The organism is Vibrio parahaemolyticus, assembly GCF_900460535.1.
GTDB classification, from domain to species: Bacteria; Pseudomonadota; Gammaproteobacteria; order Enterobacterales; family Vibrionaceae; genus Vibrio; species Vibrio parahaemolyticus.
Genome location: NZ_UHIL01000001.1, coordinates 2936270 through 2956693, shown reverse-complemented (window position 1 = coordinate 2956693; position 20424 = coordinate 2936270). Strand labels below are relative to the sequence as shown.

Annotated in this window: 22 protein-coding genes; 6 read left to right on the top strand and 16 right to left on the bottom strand. The window is 46.7% G+C overall.

Annotated features, from left to right (window positions below):
• Positions 1-5 precede the first annotated feature (5 nt).
• On the bottom strand, positions 6-1082 hold the full coding sequence (gene mutY / locus DYB02_RS15075) for an A/G-specific adenine glycosylase (RefSeq protein ID WP_029805640.1): 1077 nt from the start codon (positions 1080-1082) through the stop codon (positions 6-8).
• 203 nt (positions 1083-1285) lie between these two features.
• Here mutY and trmB point away from each other — a divergent pair, with 203 nt between their 5' ends.
• The 3 genes from trmB (at position 1286) to glsB (ending at position 4058) form a co-directional block, all read left to right on the top strand.
• Positions 1286-2005, top strand: a complete 720-nt coding sequence (trmB, locus tag DYB02_RS15070) for a tRNA (guanosine(46)-N7)-methyltransferase TrmB (RefSeq protein WP_025510552.1) — start codon at positions 1286-1288, stop codon at positions 2003-2005.
• 11 nt (positions 2006-2016) lie between these two features.
• Complete coding sequence (locus DYB02_RS15065) at positions 2017-3045, top strand: TRM11 family SAM-dependent methyltransferase (RefSeq protein ID WP_005482466.1); 1029 nt, start codon at positions 2017-2019, stop codon at positions 3043-3045.
• A 92-nt stretch (positions 3046-3137) separates the two neighbouring features.
• Positions 3138-4058, top strand: a complete 921-nt coding sequence (gene glsB, locus DYB02_RS15060; RefSeq protein ID WP_005482494.1) for a glutaminase B — start codon at positions 3138-3140, stop codon at positions 4056-4058.
• Between the two features lie 61 nt (positions 4059-4119).
• Here the strand turns inward: glsB and hemW are convergent, their stop codons facing one another.
• The 7 genes from hemW to DYB02_RS15025 form a co-directional block, all read right to left on the bottom strand.
• Positions 4120-5298: a radical SAM family heme chaperone HemW gene (gene hemW, locus DYB02_RS15055; protein WP_029805641.1), complete on the bottom strand. Its 1179-nt coding sequence runs from the start codon at positions 5296-5298 to the stop codon at positions 4120-4122.
• 18 nt (positions 5299-5316) lie between these two features.
• Positions 5317-5919, bottom strand: a complete 603-nt coding sequence (locus DYB02_RS15050) for an XTP/dITP diphosphatase (RefSeq protein WP_021822221.1) — start codon at positions 5917-5919, stop codon at positions 5317-5319.
• A 117-nt stretch (positions 5920-6036) separates the two neighbouring features.
• The gene (locus tag DYB02_RS15045; RefSeq protein WP_005461703.1) at positions 6037-6468 is read right to left on the bottom strand and encodes a DUF4426 domain-containing protein; all 432 of its coding nucleotides are present in this window, start codon (positions 6466-6468) and stop codon (positions 6037-6039) included.
• Positions 6469-6595: 127 nt separating this feature from the next.
• A complete protein-coding gene (yggU, locus tag DYB02_RS15040) occupies positions 6596-6886 on the bottom strand; it encodes a DUF167 family protein YggU (RefSeq protein ID WP_005482461.1) in 291 nt (96 codons plus the stop codon).
• Positions 6886-7443, bottom strand: coding sequence for a YggT family protein (locus DYB02_RS15035; RefSeq protein WP_025796429.1), 558 nt, complete (start codon positions 7441-7443; stop codon positions 6886-6888). Before DYB02_RS15035 ends, yggU begins: the two co-directional genes overlap by 1 nt.
• A 52-nt stretch (positions 7444-7495) precedes the next feature.
• Positions 7496-8314 carry a pyrroline-5-carboxylate reductase gene (gene proC / locus DYB02_RS15030; protein ID WP_005482485.1) on the bottom strand — a complete coding sequence of 273 codons (819 nt, stop codon included), beginning with the start codon at positions 8312-8314 and terminating at the stop codon, positions 7496-7498.
• Positions 8315-8433: 119 nt separating this feature from the next.
• Complete coding sequence (locus tag DYB02_RS15025; protein ID WP_005461710.1) at positions 8434-9147, bottom strand: YggS family pyridoxal phosphate-dependent enzyme; 714 nt, start codon at positions 9145-9147, stop codon at positions 8434-8436.
• A 28-nt stretch (positions 9148-9175) separates the two neighbouring features.
• On the opposite strand from DYB02_RS15025, the gene DYB02_RS15020 reads away from it, so the two are divergent.
• Both DYB02_RS15020 and DYB02_RS15015 read left to right on the top strand, forming a co-directional pair.
• Entirely contained in the window at positions 9176-10216 is a 1041-nt protein-coding gene (locus tag DYB02_RS15020; RefSeq protein ID WP_005461712.1) for a type IV pilus twitching motility protein PilT, read from the top strand.
• A 30-nt stretch (positions 10217-10246) separates the two neighbouring features.
• Positions 10247-11353: a PilT/PilU family type 4a pilus ATPase gene (locus DYB02_RS15015; RefSeq protein WP_021454419.1), complete on the top strand. Its 1107-nt coding sequence runs from the start codon at positions 10247-10249 to the stop codon at positions 11351-11353.
• 61 nt (positions 11354-11414) lie between these two features.
• On the opposite strand, the gene ruvX is transcribed toward DYB02_RS15015, so the two are convergent.
• From ruvX to metK, 8 genes are all read right to left on the bottom strand, one after another.
• A complete protein-coding gene (gene ruvX, locus DYB02_RS15010) occupies positions 11415-11840 on the bottom strand; it encodes a Holliday junction resolvase RuvX (RefSeq protein WP_005461715.1) in 426 nt (141 codons plus the stop codon).
• A gap of 48 nt (positions 11841-11888) precedes the next feature.
• Entirely contained in the window at positions 11889-12452 is a 564-nt protein-coding gene (locus tag DYB02_RS15005; protein ID WP_005461717.1) for a YqgE/AlgH family protein, read from the bottom strand.
• A 113-nt stretch (positions 12453-12565) separates the two neighbouring features.
• On the bottom strand, positions 12566-13516 hold the full coding sequence (gene gshB / locus DYB02_RS15000; protein WP_005425823.1) for a glutathione synthase: 951 nt from the start codon (positions 13514-13516) through the stop codon (positions 12566-12568).
• Positions 13517-13530: 14 nt separating this feature from the next.
• Entirely contained in the window at positions 13531-14262 is a 732-nt protein-coding gene (rsmE, locus tag DYB02_RS14995) for a 16S rRNA (uracil(1498)-N(3))-methyltransferase (RefSeq protein ID WP_017449132.1), read from the bottom strand.
• Positions 14263-14386: 124 nt separating this feature from the next.
• Positions 14387-15082 (bottom strand): deoxyribonuclease I, encoded by a 696-nt coding sequence (endA, locus tag DYB02_RS14990; RefSeq protein ID WP_005493878.1) that lies wholly within the window; start codon positions 15080-15082, stop codon positions 14387-14389.
• Between the two features lie 119 nt (positions 15083-15201).
• Positions 15202-15699, bottom strand: coding sequence for a SprT family zinc-dependent metalloprotease (locus DYB02_RS14985; protein WP_029805631.1), 498 nt, complete (start codon positions 15697-15699; stop codon positions 15202-15204).
• Between the two features lie 66 nt (positions 15700-15765).
• Positions 15766-16563 carry a DUF2189 domain-containing protein gene (locus tag DYB02_RS14980; RefSeq protein WP_029805629.1) on the bottom strand — a complete coding sequence of 266 codons (798 nt, stop codon included), beginning with the start codon at positions 16561-16563 and terminating at the stop codon, positions 15766-15768.
• 344 nt (positions 16564-16907) lie between these two features.
• Positions 16908-18062: a methionine adenosyltransferase gene (metK, locus tag DYB02_RS14975; protein ID WP_005461723.1), complete on the bottom strand. Its 1155-nt coding sequence runs from the start codon at positions 18060-18062 to the stop codon at positions 16908-16910.
• 316 nt (positions 18063-18378) lie between these two features.
• Between metK and tkt the strand changes: the two genes are divergently transcribed.
• Positions 18379-20373, top strand: coding sequence for a transketolase (gene tkt, locus DYB02_RS14965; protein WP_046269193.1), 1995 nt, complete (start codon positions 18379-18381; stop codon positions 20371-20373).
• Positions 20374-20424: the final 51 nt, after the last annotated feature.

Sequence of the window (20424 nt, the reverse complement as noted above, 5' to 3'; positions counted from 1 at the left end):
TTCAATTAACGAAGTTCGTGAGGTAGCGCTTCCAATAAAAGTTTCACTGGTGCGGCTAAGCCCACTTCTTCAGGTTGAGATAAGTTATACCAAAGACCTTTGCTGCCTTCCATTACCACATCGGGTTGCTTTGACAGGTCAATCAAAATCGGTGTGATATCTAGGTGGTAATGACTAAATGTATGGCGAAACGTGATTAACGTTTCCTGCTTGTTGATGTCGCTGGCTTTTATGCTACGTTGCTCAAGTAGTAAATCGATATCGCTTTCGACGTCCACATGTTCGGTTTGTGGGAAGCAAAATAAACCTCCCCAAATACCAGTTTGTGGTCTTTGTTCTAGCCATACTTCGTGTCCGTTCTCATTGTGGTGATGAAGCATCACGAAGCGGGTTTGTTTGACCGGTTTTTCTTTCTTCGGTTTTTTACCCGGGTAGTCGAGCACGTTCCCTTGTTTTTTCGCCACACATAAATCAGCAACAGGGCATAGGGTGCACTTAGGTTTGCTGCGGGTACAAACCATCGCCCCCATGTCCATCATGGCTTGGTTATACTTATCTACATCAGTTTGCGGAGTATGCGCTTCGGCAATTTCCCATAACTGATTTTCAACTTTCTTCTGGCCTGGCCAACCTTCTACAGCAAAGCAGCGTGATAGCGTTCGTTTTACGTTGCCATCAAGAATGGCATGCGGCTGCTTGTGTACCGATGACAATACGGCTGCTGCGGTTGAGCGACCAATTCCAGGAAGCGCATTCATTTGTTCTAGATTAAGTGGAAACTCGCCACTGTATTTATGGGCGACCTCTTTAGCGGCTTTATGAAGGTTGCGAGCACGCGCGTAATAACCTAGGCCAGTCCAAAGGTGTAGCACTTCATCTTGCTCTGCGTTCGCAAGGTCGACGACAGTCGGAAAGCGTTCCAAGAAGCGTTGGTAATAAGGAATAACGGTAGTGACCTGTGTTTGCTGAAGCATGATTTCAGACAACCAGACACTGTATGCGGTTTTGTTTTGTTGCCACGGAAGATCTTTTCTTCCGTATGCGTCATACCATTCTAAGATGGCACTGGCGAAAGGGGTCACGACTTGCTCTGTATTCTATTATTGGTTAGGGGCAAAATTGCACCACAGAATGGGTAAGAAGTACAACTGGTAAACAGTGGGGATATTACAGGGGGTGTGATGGCTTTTGGGTAGCGATAGGCCACAAGCTCAACAAATACTTGCACCCGAGTAAATTCTTTGGATAATCCCCGCTTTGATTAATCAATGTGCAGGCAAAATCAATGAGTGAAGTAACCACTAACGAATACAACGAAGACGGCAAGCTGATCCGTAAAATCCGCAGCTTTGTACGTCGCGAAGGTCGTCTAACGAAAGGCCAAGAGAACGCGATGAACGAGTGCTGGCCAACAATGGGTATCGACTACAAAGCAGAACTTCTTGATTGGAAAGAAGTGTTTGGTAACGATAATCCAGTCGTACTAGAAATCGGTTTTGGTATGGGTGCTTCATTAGTTGAAATGGCAAAGAATGCACCTGAGAAAAACTTCTTCGGTATTGAAGTACATAGCCCAGGTGTTGGTGCTTGTCTTTCAGATGCACGCGAAGCGGGTATCACTAATCTTCGCGTAATGTGTCACGATGCGGTTGAAGTGTTTGAGCACATGATCCCAAATGACAGCCTTGCTACGCTACAGTTATTCTTCCCAGATCCTTGGCACAAAAAGCGTCACCACAAGCGTCGTATCGTGCAGCTTGAGTTTGCTGAAATGGTTCGTCAAAAGCTTATCCCGAACGAAGGCATTTTCCACATGGCAACAGACTGGGAAAACTACGCAGAGCACATGATTGAAATCATGAACCAAGCGCCAGGTTTCGAAAATATTGCGCAAGACGGTGACTTTGTTCCTCGTCCTGAAGATCGTCCACTGACGAAGTTTGAAGCTCGTGGTCACCGTCTAGGTCACGGTGTGTGGGATATTAAATACAAACGCACTGCTTAAGGAGTCAGTTGATGTACCACTACGCGATATTAGCGAATCCGGGTCACAACCGAATTTACTTTGATAGCGCAATGACCATTGCATGCTCAGAGCTTAAAGCGATTTTGGCCTCTGAAGGTGTTGAAGTGACTGAAATTGGCAGCAAAGACGTGGGTTTACCTGCGGCGCTGGTGTTTTCTTGTGAGCAAGCGTTAAGTGAAGCGCAGTCTCGTAAGATTGCCGCATCTTCTATCTATTACGCGCTGTTTGAAGTGCGTGAAGATGGTTTGCTTCGTCCAATTCAGGCGCCTGCATTCAATACTTTCCCTGAGAGCATGAGCCAGATCCTGCGTTATACCGGCAAAACCAATGAGCAGTTTACTCGCTTGATGGTTAACCTTGGCGTGAGTGCTGCAAATACTGACAGCACGCAGCTAACGCTGATGGATCCAATGTGTGGTAAGGGTACAACACTGTTTGAAGGTTTGATCCATGGCTTGAATGTCGTGGGTGTGGAGATCAACCAGAAGTGGGTTCAAGAGATCCAAACCTTCATCGTTAAGTTTATGAAGAATGGCCGCTTCAAGCACAAAGTGAGCAAAGAAAAGCGCACTTCTGGTGGCAAGAAAGTGGCAGATGGCTTCGTTGTTGAAGCGGCTGCAAGTAAAGAAGACTACCTCCAGGGTAATCTTCAAACCATGAAGTTGTATTCAGCAGATACCCGTATCGCTGACCAAGTTGTGAAGAAAAACTCGGTTGACGTCATGGTGTCTGACCTACCTTATGGTGTGCAGCACGGTAGCAAAAATGCCAAAGACAGCAAGCTGAACCGTAGCCCACTAGAGCTTTTGAAAGAGGCTCTGCCTGCATGGAAAGTGGTGCTGAAAAAACAAGGTTCTGTAGTGCTGTCTTTCAATGAATTCACGTTGAAATGGAAAGATGTCGCGGCATTATTTGAAGAGCAAGGGTGGAAGGTACTTTCAGAAGAGCCTTACATCGGTTATCTTCACCGTGTTGATCAATCTATCAACCGCAATATTATTGTGGCAGTGAAACCATAATAGAATCTTCGATAACGAATCCGATGAAAAGCCAACGCTCTGTTGGCTTTTTTTACCTCTGAGCGAATACTCTTGTGACAAGAAGGTAGACAATGAAACCGACAGCGGAAATTTTGACAGATATTCTGGCGGAAGTGCGCCCTTTGATCGGCCAAGGAAAAGTGGCGGACTATATTCCGGCTCTGGCAAAAGTACCGAATAATAAATTAGCTATTGCGGTATACACCAATGAAGGTGAAGTGATTAAGGCTGGCGATGCCGATGAGTCTTTTTCTATTCAGTCTATTTCGAAAGCACTGAGCCTAACGTTGGCCATGTGCTTGTACAAACAAGAAGAAATTTGGGCAAGAGTTGGTAAAGAGCCATCAGGTCAGGCGTTTAACTCGCTGATTCAGTTGGAGATGGAACAGGGTATTCCACGCAACCCGTTTATTAACGCGGGTGCAATTGTTGTGGCTGACTTGCTGCAAAGTCGTTTGTCTGCACCTCGTCAGCGCTTACTTGAGTTTGTTCGTCAGTTGTCGGGCGATACTCACATTGTCTACGACAAAGTCGTGGCCGCGTCGGAAATGATGCACGGAGATCGCAACGCGGCGATTGCTTACCTAATGCGTTCATTCGGGAACTTCGAAAACGAGGTTATTCCTGTGCTGCAAAACTATTTCCATGCCTGTGCTTTAAAGATGAGCTGTGTGGACTTAGCAAAAACCTTTAGCTACCTAGCCAACAAAGGCACTTCCGTGCAAACGGGCAAGCCAGTGGTGTCACCAACACAAACGAAGCAACTGAATGCATTGCTCGCAACTTGTGGTTTATACGATGGTGCCGGTGAGTTTGCTTACCGTGTGGGTATGCCGGGTAAATCTGGCGTTGGCGGCGGTATTATTGCCGTAGTGCCGGGTGAAATGACCATTGCGGTTTGGTCTCCAGAACTTGATGCGTCAGGGAACTCGCTGGCGGGTACGAAAGCACTGGAACTGCTCTCTGAGCGAATTGGCCGTTCGATTTTTTAGTGTTAACTGTTTCTATACAAAAAGCCTCTCGTCTGAGAGGCTTTTCTGTAGTTCGCGTGGTTTACTCTTCGTCTTCTTCTGCCATAAAGGCTTCAAGTAAGTCGTTGAGGAACAGCTTTCCTTTCTCGGTGATCTGCCAGTGCGTCTCCGTTTCACTCAAATAGCTCATCTCTAACACCCAGTTGATGGTGTCTTGAATGCTACTGAGCGGTAAGCCCGTGGTATCCACATAATCTTGCTTCGGACACGCTTCCATCAAGCGGAAGCGGTTCATGAAGAACTCAAATGGGCGGTCTTCATCGGCAACGAGCTGCTCGGTATGCAAATACGGTTTTACCATATTTTGATAAGCTGCCAAGTAGCCACGAGGATGCTTCACTTTCGTGGTACGAATGATGCGGCCATCAGCGAAACTCAATTTGCCGTGTGAGCCACAGCCGATGCCGAGGTAATCACCAAAGCGCCAGTAATTCAGGTTGTGCTGACACTGATAGCCCGGTTTGCTGTAGCCAGAGATTTCGTACTGAACGTAACCTGCTGCTGCTAGCTTTTCATGCCCTTGTTCGAAGATGTCCCACAAGTCATCGTCATCTGGCAGTGTCGGTGGCTTGTAGTAGAACATGGTGTTTGGTTCGATGGTGAGCTGATACCAAGACAGGTGCGGCGGTGCGAGCTCAATCGCTTTGTCCAAATCGGCTAGCGCTTGTTCGATGCTTTGATCGGGTAAGCCGTGCATTAAGTCGAGGTTAAAGCTGTTCAAACCAATTTGATGGGCAAGTTTCGCTGCATTAACGGCTTCGCCTTGACCATGAATTCGTCCTAGACGCTCCAACTTCTCCTGCTCAAAGCTTTGAACTCCGATGGAAATTCGCGTGACCCCCGCTTTACGATAACCCACGAAACGCTCTGCTTCGATGGTGCCAGGGTTTGCTTCCATAGTGATTTCAATGTCTGGCTTGAATGGAATTCGCGCTTCGATGCCTTTTAGCAAACGCTCAATGCCTTCTGCAGAAATCAAACTTGGCGTACCACCGCCAATGAAGATGGAATGCAGCGGACGCGGTGCGTCATTTAAGCGGTACTTATCAATATCGGTATCCAGATCTTCTAGAAGGGCACTGATGTACTCTTCTTCTGGGATCTCCGCTTTAAGCGCATGGGAGTTAAAGTCGCAATAAGGGCACTTTTGTACACACCATGGGATGTGTACATACAAGCTGAGTGCTGGGGGCGTTAACATGGACAAGTTCACTCGATCTTACTGTGCGGTTTGCGCTGATAACTGAGCAAACAGTGAGTTCAGTGCTTTACCGCGGTGAGACAACTGCTTTTTACGTGCCGGCTCTAGCTCTGCTGACGCACAGTTATCTTCTGGTACGAAGAAGATAGGGTCGTAACCAAAGCCATTTTCGCCATGTGCTTCAGTCAGAATGCGACCTTCCCATTTGCCATGACAAACGATAGGTGTTGGATCGTTTTCGTGACGCATCAATACCAATACGCAGTGAAAACGCGCGGTACGCTCTGCTTCTGGCACGCCTTCCATTGCGGCTAGCAATTTCTCTAAGTTTTCTTGGTCAGAGGCTTTTTCGCCGGCGTAACGAGCTGAGTAGATGCCTGGTGCACCTTTTAGGAAATCGACTTCCAGACCAGAATCATCTGCAATCGCTGGTAAGCCAGTTTCTTGCGCGGCATGGCGAGCTTTAATGATTGCGTTCTCAATGAACGTGGTGCCCGTTTCAGCAACTTCTGATACGTTGAATTCACTTTGCGCTAATACTTCAAAACCGAAGTCAGACAGTAGATCTGCCATCTCGCGAACTTTGCCTTGGTTGCCTGTTGCTAGCACAATTTTTTTCATGGGAATCTCTTTTAATAGTGATAGAGGAGAACAAATCGTTCTCCTCTAGATATTCTGGAACTGATAGAGGCTTTTGGCCTACTTAGATCAAAAAGCATTTAGATCATCACAACCCAATTACTCTTCGACAAAAAATTTCTGGGTGAATTTAAGCTTACCTGAGCCTTTGTTTCCAGCTTTAACGTCAATATCGAAGGTAAAAGTTTCTTCGTGAGTAATTGGCAGCTCAGCTAAGTAGTAAATGGCTTCGCCTTCTTTAATTTCACGAAAGGTTAATTTTTGAGTTTGGCCTATTAAGTTTTTCGCGTGTCCGCCTACCTTCGCCTCGACCGCTGGCTTACCTAAAGAGGCGCTGTCTAATACGCTGATGTTCACTACAGCCACGTAACCATTACGTTTGATGTCGTAGCTGCGAGCGACTTTAGGTGTCAGGAAAGTCGAGTTAAAAGCTACATAGTGTACTTCGATGTCTTTCATGTTTTTGAACTGTTCAGCAAAGGTCGGTAATGACAACAGACTGATCAGTAATGCGGTAATCCATTTGCTCATTGTTACTTCCTCAAAGCACTCGTTATGAGCCAACCATAGTTGCACTTTTACCCGAGTGGCAGGTTAAAAAAGCATGTCCGATAGTTGGTACTAGTAAGTGTGGTACAAAATTATAAATAAAAAGCCATCATAAGATGGCTTTTACTTCAGCGGGTATCTGTACGGGCGATTCTATCCGAATTTGTTTGTGCCGTCCTAGTTCACCTTTTTCTATGTGAACCAAACCCTTAGCGATTTTGAACTGCTTGGCTAAGAACTTAGTGAGGTGAGCATTGGCTTTGCCATCGACAGGCGGTGCAGTGATGGCGATTTTGAGCTCTTCACCGTGCAAGCCGACGATCTTATCGCGGCTTGCTTTTGGTTGAATATAAAGCTTAAGGACGATGTCCTCGCCATCTTGCCAAACTGCTGCGGACATTACAGTTGGAACCAAACAGGACCAATGATATCGCCCATCAAGAAGTTTGCGAATTGCAAACCGATGAACAGAACCAGCACGCTCAAATCCAAGCCGCCAAAAGCAGGAAGCACGCGACGAATTGGTGCGCACATTGGCTCGGTTAATTGATGGAACACGTATTCAATTGGGCTACGGCCTTGGCTTACCCAGCTTAGGATTGCGCGAATCAACAATACCCAGAACAGAAGGCCACCAGCAGCTTTTAGTAGCGATAACAAACCTAAGAATAGGAAATCAACGCTAAAAGAGACAGAGCCGTTAGACGCAATCAAAATCAGCGCGACAAATTTCAATACACACAGCACGTAAGCGAACAGAACCGTTGCAAGGTCAATATTGCCGATAGATGGAATAACACGACGCAGTGGGCCAATGACTGGCTGAGTCGCTTTTACGATAAATTGCGAGAACGGGTTGTAGAAATCTGCACGTGCAGCTTGCAACCAAATTCGCAAAATCACGACCATGATATACAGGTCAAATAGGGTTGAGATGAGAAAACTCATTGAATTCATAAGGTACCCTTAACAAGTAGTGGATGATGTTTCTTGAGAATCATCCAGATAATTAAAACAGTTTTTCCATTTCTTCTGCGCGAGCAACCGCAGCTTGCATGGCTTTTGCAACGATGTCCGTTAACTGATGTTCGTTGAATGTACGAAGTGCTTCGGCGGTTGTGCCGCCTTTCGAAGTCACGTTTTCACGCAGTGTCGACAGTTCAGTGTCTGGATTGCTCACCACCATACTTGCCGCACCCAGCGCTGCTTGTTGAACCAACAAACGAGCCGTTTCTTTATCAAAACCTTGAGCTATCGCTTCAGCTTGCATCGCTTCCATAAACAGGAAGAAGTATGCCGGAGCGCTGCCTGCGGCTGCAATCACATTGTTGATGCCAGATTCTTGTTCCACCCAGCAAACTTTACCAACCGCTTGCATCAGTTCTGCGGCAAAGGCTCTGTCTTGTTCTTTGACATGTTCTGGAGCGAATAAGCCACTCATGCCCAAACCCAACTGAGATGGAGTGTTTGGCATGACGCGAACCAAATTCAATTTTGTCGCTAGCATCTCATCCAAACGTGAACAATTGATGCCTGCCGCAATAGAAATCACGAGCTTGTTGCTAAAGTCGATAGATTGCAGAGGTTTACAAACATCCGCCATCATTTGTGGTTTCACAGACAGAACCACCACATCGGCCTCGGACGCTGCCAGCATGTTGTCGCTGGTGGTGCGGATACCAAAATCTTGCTCAAGCGGCAGACGACGCGCCTCTGATGGGGCGGTTGCAACAATGTTTTGTGCAGGGTAGCCGTTAGCCACGAGGCCAGAAACAATGGCTCTGACCATGTTTCCCGCACCGATAAAGGCGATCTTTTTATGTTCCATTTGTCTGATTTCCATCATGATATTTACGATTTATTGTGCGCTCAGGTGTATAATGGCGCCGCTTTGCGTTAACCGCTGTTTCATCGCGGTATCAATTAAGCATTTTCGCTCTTAAATGACTATTCACTTTTCGTGCTGTAGTCTCGCGCGCCAAAGATAGCCGTTCCGATACGAACCATGGTGCTGCCTGCTTCAATCGCAGCGGTCATGTCGCCACTCATGCCCATCGATAAGGTATCGATTTCTGGGTATTGCTGTTCAAGGGTTTGCTTCAGTGTCGCTAGCTTCTCGAACTCACGAAGCTGGGCGTCGTAGTCTGACACGTTCGCAGGAATCGACATCAATCCTCTTAAAGTGAGGTTGGGAAGGCGAGAAATCAACTCAGCCAGTTCGAATATTTCTGCGTCACTAACGCCAGATTTGGAATCTTCACCACTGGTGTTGACTTGAATCAGCACTTGCAATGGTTTGAGTTCTTGCGGACGTTGCTCATTGAGTCGCTGTGCGATCTTAGCGCGATCAATGGTGTGAACCCAATCGAAATGTTCAGCAACAAGTCGCGATTTATTCGATTGAATCGGGCCAATGAAGTGCCATTCGATTCGATTATCTGGATAATGCTCGGCAAAGTGCTGAACTTTACTGACGCCTTCTTGGACGTAGTTTTCACCAAACGCGGTTTGTCCCGCTTGGTAGGCTTCGAGAATTGCCTCGACAGGTTTAGTTTTGCTTACCGCTAGAAGTTGCACTGACTCTGGAGATCGACCACATTTTTGTTCGTCGCGTCGAATTTGAGAGGTGATATGTTCAATATTTTGTTGAATACTACTCATAGCTGTACTTTAGACTTAAGGATTTTAAATGGATATCACTGAGTTACTGGATTTTAGTGTAAAACATAATGCTTCGGATCTACATCTTTCTGCAGGTGTACCACCAATGGTTCGTATTGATGGTGATGTGAGAAAACTGGGCATTCCAGCGTTTACACACCAAGAAGTGCATCGTTTGGTTTTTGAAATCATGAACGATGCCCAGCGCAGTGAGTTCGAAGAAAAACTCGAAGTCGATTTCTCTTTTGAATTGCATAACGTTGGCCGTTTTCGTGTCAACGCTTTCAACCAATCTCGCGGTTGTGCGGCAGTGTTCCGTACCATTCCAAGTAGCATCCCAACTCTGGAGGAGCTAGAAGCGCCAGAGATCTTCAAAAAAATCGCGAATGCTGAAAAAGGTTTGGTTTTGGTTACTGGCCCAACGGGTTCTGGTAAATCGACAACCTTAGCAGCCATTGTTGACTACATTAACCGTAATCACAACAAGCATATCCTCACAATTGAAGATCCGATTGAATTTGTTCACAACAACAATAAGTGTTTGATCAACCAACGTGAGGTTCACCGTGATACCCATAGCTTCCAAAACGCGCTACGCAGCGCATTGCGTGAAGACCCGGATGTGATCCTTGTCGGTGAGATGCGTGACAAAGAAACCATCAGCCTAGCGTTAACGGCGGCGGAAACGGGTCACCTAGTTTTCGGTACGTTGCACACCAGTTCAGCAGCAAAAACCATCGACCGTATCATCGATGTGTTCCCAGGTAGCGACAAAGACATGGTGCGTTCCATGTTGTCTGAATCCCTTCGTTCAGTTATCGCGCAAAAACTGTTGAAACGTAATGGCGGTGGTCGTATCGCTTGTCACGAAATCATGATGGCAACGCCCGCGATTCGTAACTTGATTCGCGAAGACAAAGTCGCGCAGATGTACTCAATCATTCAAACGGGTGCCGCGCATGGAATGCAAACCATGGAACAAAATGCCCGTCAGTTGATGGCGCAAGGTATGGTTTCACGCGAAGAAGTCGACAGCAAGATTGGGCTTGAAGTGCAGCAATTCTCGTAACGCTCATACAGATAATGGTGAATACGGAAGATGGATCTGAATAAATTTCTTGAAGGTATGTTGACGCTAAAAGCGTCGGATCTTTACATCACGGTTGGTGCGCCAATTCTATTTCGTGTGGATGGCGAATTGCGTCCGCAAGGGGAGAAACTCACCGAACATGATGTTGCAAAGTTGCTTGATAGCGCAATGGATCCGGATCGGCGTCAGGAGTTTCGCAAAAGCCGCGAATCAAACTTTGCTATCGTCAGAGATTGTGGTCGCTTCCGTATTAGTGCTTTTTTTCAGCGAGAACTGCCGGGAGCAGTCATTCGCCGTATCGAAACCATTATTCCTACTTTTGAGCAGTTAAAATTGCCTTTAGTGCTGCAAGACTTAGCGATTGCCAAGCGTGGTTTGGTGCTGGTGGTCGGCGCGACTGGCTCGGGTAAATCGACCACGATGGCGGCGATGACGGGCTATCGAAACAGCAACAAAACCGGTCACATCTTGACGGTCGAAGATCCGATCGAATTTGTGCATGAGCATAAGCGTTGTATCGTGACTCAGCGTGAGGTGGGCTTGGATACCGAAAGTTATGAAGTCGCACTGAAAAACTCGTTGCGCCAAGCGCCTGATATGATTTTGATTGGTGAGATCCGTAGCCGAGAAACGATGGAATACGCGATGACCTTCGCCGAAACGGGTCACTTGTGTATGGCAACGTTGCACGCCAACAACGCCAACCAAGCGTTAGAACGTATTCTCCATTTGGTGCCTAAAGATCAAAAAGAGCAATTCTTGTTTGATTTGTCGATGAACTTAAAAGGCGTGATTGGTCAGCAGCTGATCCGTGATAAGAATGGTCAAGGGCGTCATGGTGTGTTTGAGATCTTGCTAAACAGTCCACGAGTGTCGGATTTGATCCGTCGTGGTGATTTACACGAATTGAAGTCAACCATGGCACGATCCAATGAGTTTGGTATGCTGACGTTTGACCAATCGCTCTACAAGCTGGTGATGCAAGGTAAGATCAGCGAAGAGGATGCATTGCACAGTGCGGATTCAGCCAACGATCTTCGTTTAATGCTGAAAACACAGCGTGGTGAGCCGTTCTCTACAGGCAGTCTTGCCAACGTCAAAATCGATATGGATTAAGCGTATTAAAGACACAAAAAAGGTTGGCTTCTGCCAACCTTTTTCATTGTGCTTGCAAGGTTTATTCGCCCCAAAGCGCTTCAAACCAACTTTCCAGAATGACCACGGCAGATTGGCAGTCGATATTGCCTTTCGATAAGGCTTTGTAGCCACCCATACTGAACAATTCTGCGCGCGCTTCTGAAGTTGATAAGCGCTCATCATGCAATTCAACAGGCAAGCCATAACGACCTTGCAGACGCTTCGCAAATTTTTTCGCACGCGGGGTGATGGTTTCTAAATCTTTACCATGTAAATCCGTTGGCAGGCCTACGACCAATAAATCTGGTTGCCATTCTTTAATTTGTTTTTCTATGTCATCCCAATTTGGAATGCCATCATTGGCTTTAAACGCTTTCAGTGGTGAAGCGGTGCCAGTGATTTCTTGACCAATCGCGCTACCAATACTTTTAGTACCGAAATCGAAGGCCATTATTGTGCGTGACATACAGTGTCTCAAATCTTAATGAAGTGGAAGTTAAGGAAGGCGGTTGCGTTACGCATGACCTGCGTCTGCCGACAATTGGCTTGGGTCGATACCTAGCTTTTCTACCGCTTTTTTCCAGCGCTCTGTAATGGGCGTATCGAAGATGATTTCTGGTGTGGCTTCGATGGTTAGCCAAGAGTTTTCAACCAGTTCATTTTCTAACTGACCAGCACTCCAACCGGAATAACCAAGAGCAACCAAATAGTCACTTGGCTCAGCCTCTGTCCCCAATACGGAAAGAATATCTCGTGAAGTGGTGACAGCAAGGTCGTCGGTCATTTGAATGCTGGATTCATAGTAATCTTTCGGTTTATGTAGAATAAAACCACGGTCTTCTGAGATTGGACCGCCATTGTAGACGGGTCTATCTAAGCTGGCTTCAAACAGGCGCGGGTGAACAGGCTGCACGTCAACTTGCTTGAGCATGTTGCCAACGGTGATATCAACAGGCGCGTTGATCATCAGGCCCATAGCGCCTTCTTCGTTATGTTCACAAACGTAGATAACGCTATTCTGGAAATACGGATCTTTCATTCCAGGCATGGCTACTAAAAAATGGTTTGTGAGGTTCATTCTCATACCGACCTTTAAGACTCGTAAATGCACTTAAGCAAACTCGCGACTATGTGCATGAGTTTGCTTAAGATAATGTCTGGTTCTCTACTATAACTGTACTATAAATTCAGTTATTCGCCTTTCACACGACGTTCAATGGCATCCATCAGTTTGCCAGTGATAGAAATGTCGAATGCCGCTTCGATTTCACGAATACAAGTTGGGCTAGTCACGTTGATTTCAGTTAGCTTGTCGCCAATCACATCAAGACCAACAAAGATAAGCCCTTTTTCTTTTAGAGTCGGAGCAACAGCTTGAGCAATCTTCATATCTGTTTCGCTTAGTGGACGAGCTTCACCAGTACCACCAGCAGCTAGGTTGCCGCGCGTTTCGCCTTTAGCAGGAATGCGCGCAAGACAGTAAGGCATCGGTTCACCGTCAACAACAAGAATACGCTTATCACCATTGCTGATGTCTGGCACGAAGGTTTGCGCCATCGCGTAGTTTTGACCATGGTTAGTCAGCGTTTCGATGATCACCGACACGTTTGGATCGTTTTCTTTTACGCGGAAAATTGAAGCGCCGCCCATACCATCAAGAGGTTTGAGGATCACATCGCCGTGCTCCTCACGGAAGGCTTTAATTTTTTCTGCTTTGCGTGTCACGATTGTGGTTGGCGTAAGTTCTGGGAACCAAGCGGTAAACAGTTTTTCGTTGCAGTCGCGTAGGCTTTGAGGTTTGTTAACGATCAATGCGCCTTGTTCTTCAGCACGCTCAAGAATGTAAGTCGCGTAGATGTACTCGGTATCAAACGGAGGATCTTTGCGCATGAGCACCGCGTCGAGCTCAGACAGTTCGATCGTCTGCTCAGATTTGAACTCGTACCAGCCGTTTGGATCTTCTTTCAGCTCAACCACTTTAGTGTCGGCAATCGCTTTGCCTTGGTCTAGGTGAAGATCGTTCATTTCCATGTAGTGGATTTCATAGCCGCGGCGTTGCGCTTCAAGCATCATGGCAAAGCTAGAGTCTTTCTTGATGTTAATGGACGAGATTGGGTCCATTACAATACCGAGTTTGATCATTATTTTTCTCCGTTTTAACCAAGATCGCCGAAACGAACTTGTAAGGCTGTAATTGCTGTCAGAGCCGCAGTTTCGGTGCGTAGAACGCGCGGGCCGAGTAGCGTCTCTTCAAATTGGTATTCGCGAGTCATGTCGATCTCTTCTGAAGACAAACCGCCTTCAGGGCCGATCAGAAGACGCACTTTCTCTACAGGTGTCGGCAGGGTGTTGATTGAGTATTTTGCACGAGGGTGAAGGTTGAGCTTTAGACCATCGTACTCTTCTTGGCACCACTGTTCCAAGCTCATGATTGGGCGAATTTCTGGTACTACGTTGCGACCACATTGTTCACACGCACTGATCGCAATCTTCTGCCACTGCGCGAGCTTTTTCTCAAAACGTTTTTGATCCAGCTTTACGCCACAACGTTCAGAAATAAGTGGTGTGATGGTATTAACGCCAAGCTCTACTGATTTCTGGATGGTGAACTCCATCTTATCGCCACGTGAAATGACTTGGCCAAGATGTAAGTCGAGAGGGGATTCAATGTTGCTTTCGACGCGCTCAGTTACGTCAACGAGAACGTTCTTTTTACTGACTTCACTGATCACTGCTGGGAACTCTGCGCCACTGCCGTCAAATAATAGAACATCTTGGCCTTCTTTCATGCGAAGTACTCGGCCGATATGGCCTGCAGCGTCTTCGCTTAAAGCGATGGTACCAAGTTGATGAATGGTTTCTGGATGATAAATTCGAGGGATACGCATGAGATTTCCAGCAAGAGAATAAACTTAGTTCCTAACATGGATGCTTTCCACCGAAAAAACAAGGGGCAAGAGGCGTTTCGAATGAAGGAAACGCCTCAAACAAAGCTCGGGTGCGCTTGTGTTTTTACAGTGCGCGGCAAGCCTCTTGAACAAACGGGTTGTGGTTACCTTGTACTTTGGCGATGCGCTCATCACGCTCACATTCCCATTTGTCTACCGGATAGGTTTTGTTCCAAGCACTCATTAGCTGAGTTTGCTGTTTGGATAGTTTGAATCCGTACTCCTTGCTCATGTACAAGTAAGTGCGAGCAATCGAGCCGCGAGCTCTGTCGGGTGGCATTACTTTGCGTTGCTTGAAGTTCACTTGCATGTCGCAGCGGCCATAGCTGACACCATCCATGCCGTTCCATTGGCTGAAGTTGAAGTTAGAACGGTCTCCGTTCACCTCACCAACCGCTGGGGTCAGGTTGTGTAAATCCGCTTCCATGAGTTTAAAGGCCGTGTCGTTGCGCGAACAGTTTTTGCGCCCACCGCTTTGCCAACACTGGAGCTGGTGGCCGAATTGCCAAGCAGGAACCACATGTTCCCATTCAATGCGAGCTGCGCGTTTTTCTTGTTTGCGAACTTGGTAACCGCAAGAGGCTAAGTCAGGAACGCCTTTTTTGCCTTGCCACTGGATATCACAACCGCAGTAAAAACTGCTTGGGTGGTCTTGATAGATTTTCACCGCTTCACGTTTGGCGGCAGAAAATGAGCTAGGAGGGGCAGAAAAAGCGGAACTAGAAAGAACAAAGAGAAACAGAGTAAACAAGTATTTCATGATTAAAGTCTTTAAAAAGTATGACTTTAATCATTCTACCACTCAGAGATTGGCTTTCGTAATGAGTCTGTTAATAATAAAAATAAACAAGTGATCGCCGCTGTTTCTCACCGGCGAGATTAAGAAAGTTGAACACCTGTAAAATTCAAAGGCTGGTGGCATTTTTGACAGGAGTAGGCTGCCTCTTTGCGCAGAACTTTATTATGTCGGCGAATCGAGAGCGGGTAGGTCATGCAGCCGCAACGATACTCAAACGTCTTACCCTGGACTGAGGTAACTTCAAAGCGGTGTGTGGTGTTGGCAGGAATACCAAATACGGATTCCATGACGCCCCGCCACTCTTTTCCGTGTGGTCGAACTCGGCCGTACACTTGGTAGGTGATTAAGTGGGCGACTTCATGAGGAATTACTTCTTCCAAAAACGCCTGTGGATTTTCTCTAAATAAAATAGGGTTGAGATGAATCTGATTTAATTGAAGGTAGGCTTTTCCCGCTGCTTTGCCGCGAACGTTGAATGTGATGCTTGGGATAGGGAATGAGCGCTTAAATACTTGCTGTGCCAAAGAGATACAATCAGCCATGACTTGCTTGGCTTTATAACTCAGTTCAATGTCCATCCATACTCCGGTGTATTCAATAAAAAGCCCCCGCGTTGGCGAGGGCTGAATCATAGCATTTGTCCGTTAAGGCGTGTGTTTTTTCTTGATGGTTGCATGGTAGGCGTGCCATGTACCGTAGCCCAAAATTGGCATGGTAAACAACATACCGATTCCGTAGGTAGCAAAGCCAATCAAGATACCGCCACAAATAATCGCTGCCCAAACAATCATGGCCGGAATATTGGATTTCACCGCGTTAAAGCTAGTAAACACCGCTGTCATCATGTCGACACGGCGCTCCATCATTAATGGAATCGAAAATGCAGAGATACTAAATACGGTACACGCCAACACGAATCCAACCAATGAACCTATGACCAGAAAAGGCAAAAACTCAGTCAGTGGTGCGCCTTGTACGGATGGGTACAACGCGTGGAGCAGCGCAGCGATACGCATCCAGAAAATCATACAGACGGCGAGCAATACTGCGAACGCCCATTGTGAGCTGGAGTTACGACCAATCGCTTTCATGGAATGGAGCAGGCGCGCTTTGTGCCCACGTTCTCTCTCCCAACTCGCATCATAAAGACCCAGTGCTAAAAACGGACCTATGAGCATATAGACGATGAGGCTTGGCATCACCACTAAGTGTGTGCCTTGCCATTGCACCAGAAGCACAATACCAATCGCTGCTGCCATAAAACAGATGCCGTAAAAAGCACTGATGAGAGGCATACGTACGAAATCATGTAACCCCAGAGCTAACCAATGAAAGGGGGCACTCAGATTGACGGTGTTACACGGAATGGTTCTGGCGTATTCATTATCTGGTACTTCCTTTCGTTTGCTTTGGAAGTCAGATGGATTCACGGTACGAGGCATAACTCCTCCTTGATTAATTCCCACGGTGTCAACGCTTACCAAGGTCGTCAGTACTCGACCATCTCAATGGTTATATTAAGGAGTACAGTGACTTGGTATCGAGCCATACAAAAGGATGTTTGGTTTACGTGTTTTAATCACGGACTTCACCACGTGAACCTACATCTTATTACTCGGTGTTATATGCATCGAAAAGTGCATTTAACATTATGTTAACTATTGGCGGTGATAGGGGAATTTACAAATAATTGCTGAATTTTTGTTCGGCAAGGGGAGGGAGGAATGTTCGATACAAAAAGCCCCCGCCATAAGGCGAGGGCTTTGTTGATTCTTGCGTGGCTCGATTACTTGATGCCAGCGAAATCGCGTAGAAGCTCAGCTTTATCAGTCGCTTCCCATGGGAACTCTTCGCGACCGAAGTGACCGTATGCTGCTGTCTTCTTGTAGATTGGTTGAAGTAGGTTAAGCATTTCTTGTAGACCGTATGGACGTAGGTCGAAGAATTGACGAACCGCTTCAATGATGATGTCGTGAGATACTTTCTCGGTACCAAACGTTTCAACCATGATAGACGTTGGATCAGCAACACCGATTGCGTAAGAAAGTTGGATTTCACAACGGTCAGCCATACCAGCCGCTACGATGTTTTTCGCTACGTAACGTGCTGCGTAAGCTGCAGAGCGGTCTACTTTCGATGGATCTTTACCAGAGAATGCACCGCCACCGTGACGAGCTGCACCGCCGTAAGTATCTACGATGATTTTACGACCAGTTAGACCACAGTCACCCATTGGGCCACCGATAACGAAACGACCGGTTGGGTTGATGAAGAAGTTAGTGTCTTTGCTGATCCACTCTGCAGGAAGAACAGGTTTGATGATCTCTTCCATTACTGCTTCACGTAGGTCAGGCGTAGAGATTGAATCACAGTGCTGAGTTGAAAGAACAACAGCATCGATACCAACAATCTTACCTTGGTCGTACTGGAACGTTACCTGAGATTTTGCGTCTGGACGCAACCAAGGTAGTGTGCCGTTTTTACGAACTTCTGCTTGCTTTTCAACAAGACGGTGAGAGTAAGTGATTGGCGCTGGCATGAGTACTTCAGTTTCGTTACATGCGTAACCAAACATGATGCCTTGGTCGCCTGCACCTTGCTCTTTAGGGTCAGCTTTATCAACACCTTGGTTGATATCTGGAGACTGTTTACCGATTGTGTTTAGAACTGCACAAGAGTTCGCGTCAAAGCCCATATCTGAGTGTACGTAGCCGATTTCACGAACGGTTTCACGAGTTAACTCTTCGATGTCAACCCATGCTGAAGTCGTGATTTCACCACCCACCATTACCATACCGGTTTTAACGTAAGTCTCACATGCAACACGAGCCTTTGGATCTTGCTCTAGAATCGCGTCAAGAACCGCATCAGAAATCTGGTCTGCAATTTTATCTGGATGACCTTCTGATACTGACTCAGAAGTAAACAGGTGCTTAGCCATGTTAGCTCCACTATATCTGGTTTAAAACTGAGGAATGATAAACTCCCCAGCGCAAATTAATACTAATATTTGTAGGTGTATCTACATCTAGACGTCTATTCTAATTTTGATTGCTCGAATTACAAGCTCTTTTTTGGTTTTTGTTATAACCAAACGTTTGCTTGAATTATTGATAATTTTTAGAACTTCGATGTATTTGAACTGAAAGGTGCAATATTTGTGAGGTTTTGGGTTGGAAAACGTTTGCACACCCCACTTGGCTTTGAGAGAATTGTGACCTCTTTTTTCGTTTCGCTTAATGTACTCAGGAGCAGACATGTCGTCTCGTAAACATCTTGCCAATGCAATTCGTGCTCTAAGCATGGATGGTGTTCAACAAGCTAACTCTGGCCACCCAGGCGCACCTATGGGTATGGCTGATATCGCTGAAGTTCTTTGGCGCTCTCACCTAAACCACAACCCAGCTAACCCAGAGTGGGCAGATCGCGACCGTTTTGTACTTTCAAACGGCCACGGTTCTATGCTGATCTACTCTCTACTGCACTTGAGCGGTTACGAGCTATCTATTGATGATCTGAAAAACTTCCGTCAGCTTCACTCTAAGACTCCAGGTCACCCAGAGTACGGCTACGCACCAGGCATCGAAACGACAACAGGCCCTCTAGGTCAAGGTATCACGAACGCTGTTGGTATGGCTCTAGCAGAAAAAGCGCTAGCAGCACAATTCAACAAAGAAGGCCACGACATCGTTGACCACTTCACTTACGTGTTCATGGGGGATGGCTGTCTGATGGAAGGTATCTCGCATGAGGCATGTTCTCTTGCTGGTACGCTAGGTCTAGGTAAACTGATCGCATTTTGGGATGACAACGGCATCTCTATCGATGGTCACGTTGAAGGTTGGTTCTCTGACGATACACCTAAGCGTTTTGAAGCGTACGGCTGGCACGTAATTCCAGCAGTAGATGGTCACGATTCTGAAGCAATCAACGCAGCGATTGAAGCTGCAAAAGCAGACCCTCGTCCTACGCTAATTTGTACGAAGACTATCATCGGTTTTGGTTCTCCAAACAAATCTGGTTCACACGACTGTCACGGTGCACCATTAGGCGCGGAAGAAATCGCAGCAGCGCGTGAATTCCTAGGTTGGGAACACCCTGCATTTGAAATCCCTGCTGATGTATACGCAGAGTGGGATGCAAAAGCAGCTGGCGCTGAAAAAGAAGCGGCGTGGAACGCGAAGTTCGAAGCATACGCAGCGGCTTACCCAACAGAAGCAGCAGAGCTTAAGCGTCGTCTAAACGGCGAACTTCCTGCAGAGTGGGAAGAGAAAGCAAACCAAATCATTGCTGATCTTCAAGCAAACCCAGCAAACATTGCGTCACGTAAAGCATCTCAAAATGCTCTAGAAGCTTTCGGTCAAATGCTACCAGAATTTATGGGCGGCTCTGCTGACCTAGCACCTTCTAACCTAACCATGTGGTCGGGCTCTAAGTCTCTAGAAGCGAACGACTTCTCTGGTAACTACATCCACTACGGTGTACGTGAATTTGGTATGACTGCTATTATGAACGGTATCGCACTACACGGCGGTTTCGTTCCTTACGGCGCAACATTCCTAATGTTCATGGAATACGCTCGTAACGCAATGCGTATGGCTGCTTTGATGAAAATTCAGAACATCCAAGTGTACACACACGATTCTATCGGTCTTGGCGAAGATGGCCCAACTCACCAACCAGTTGAGCAAATGGCGTCTCTACGTTTGACTCCAAACATGAACACATGGCGTCCATGTGACCAAGTTGAGTCTGCTGTAGCATGGAAACTAGCGATTGAACGTAAAGATGCACCAACAGCACTTATCTTCTCTCGTCAAAACCTAGCGCAACAACCACGCAGCGCTGAGCAAGTCGCAGACATCGCGAAAGGTGCTTACATCCTGAAAGACAGTGAAGGTAAGCCTGAGCTAATCCTTATCGCAACAGGCTCTGAAGTTGAGCTAGCAGTGAAAGCCGCTGAACAACTAACAGCAGAAGGTAAGAAAGTACGCGTGGTTTCAATGCCATCAACAGATGCATTCGACAAACAAGACGCAGCTTACCGTGAAGCAGTTCTACCATCAGACGTAACAGCTCGTATCGCTATTGAAGCGGGCATCGCAGACTTCTGGTACAAGTACGTTGGTTTCGACGGTCGCATCATCGGTATGACAACATTCGGTGAATCTGCACCTGCTGACCAGTTGTTCGAAATGTTTGGTTTCACTGTAGAAAACGTAGTGAACACAGCAAAAGAACTACTAGCGTAATCGAGACAGTTGTTTAAACCGACTCTGTTGAGCGGTTGTGAGAAAAGGCCA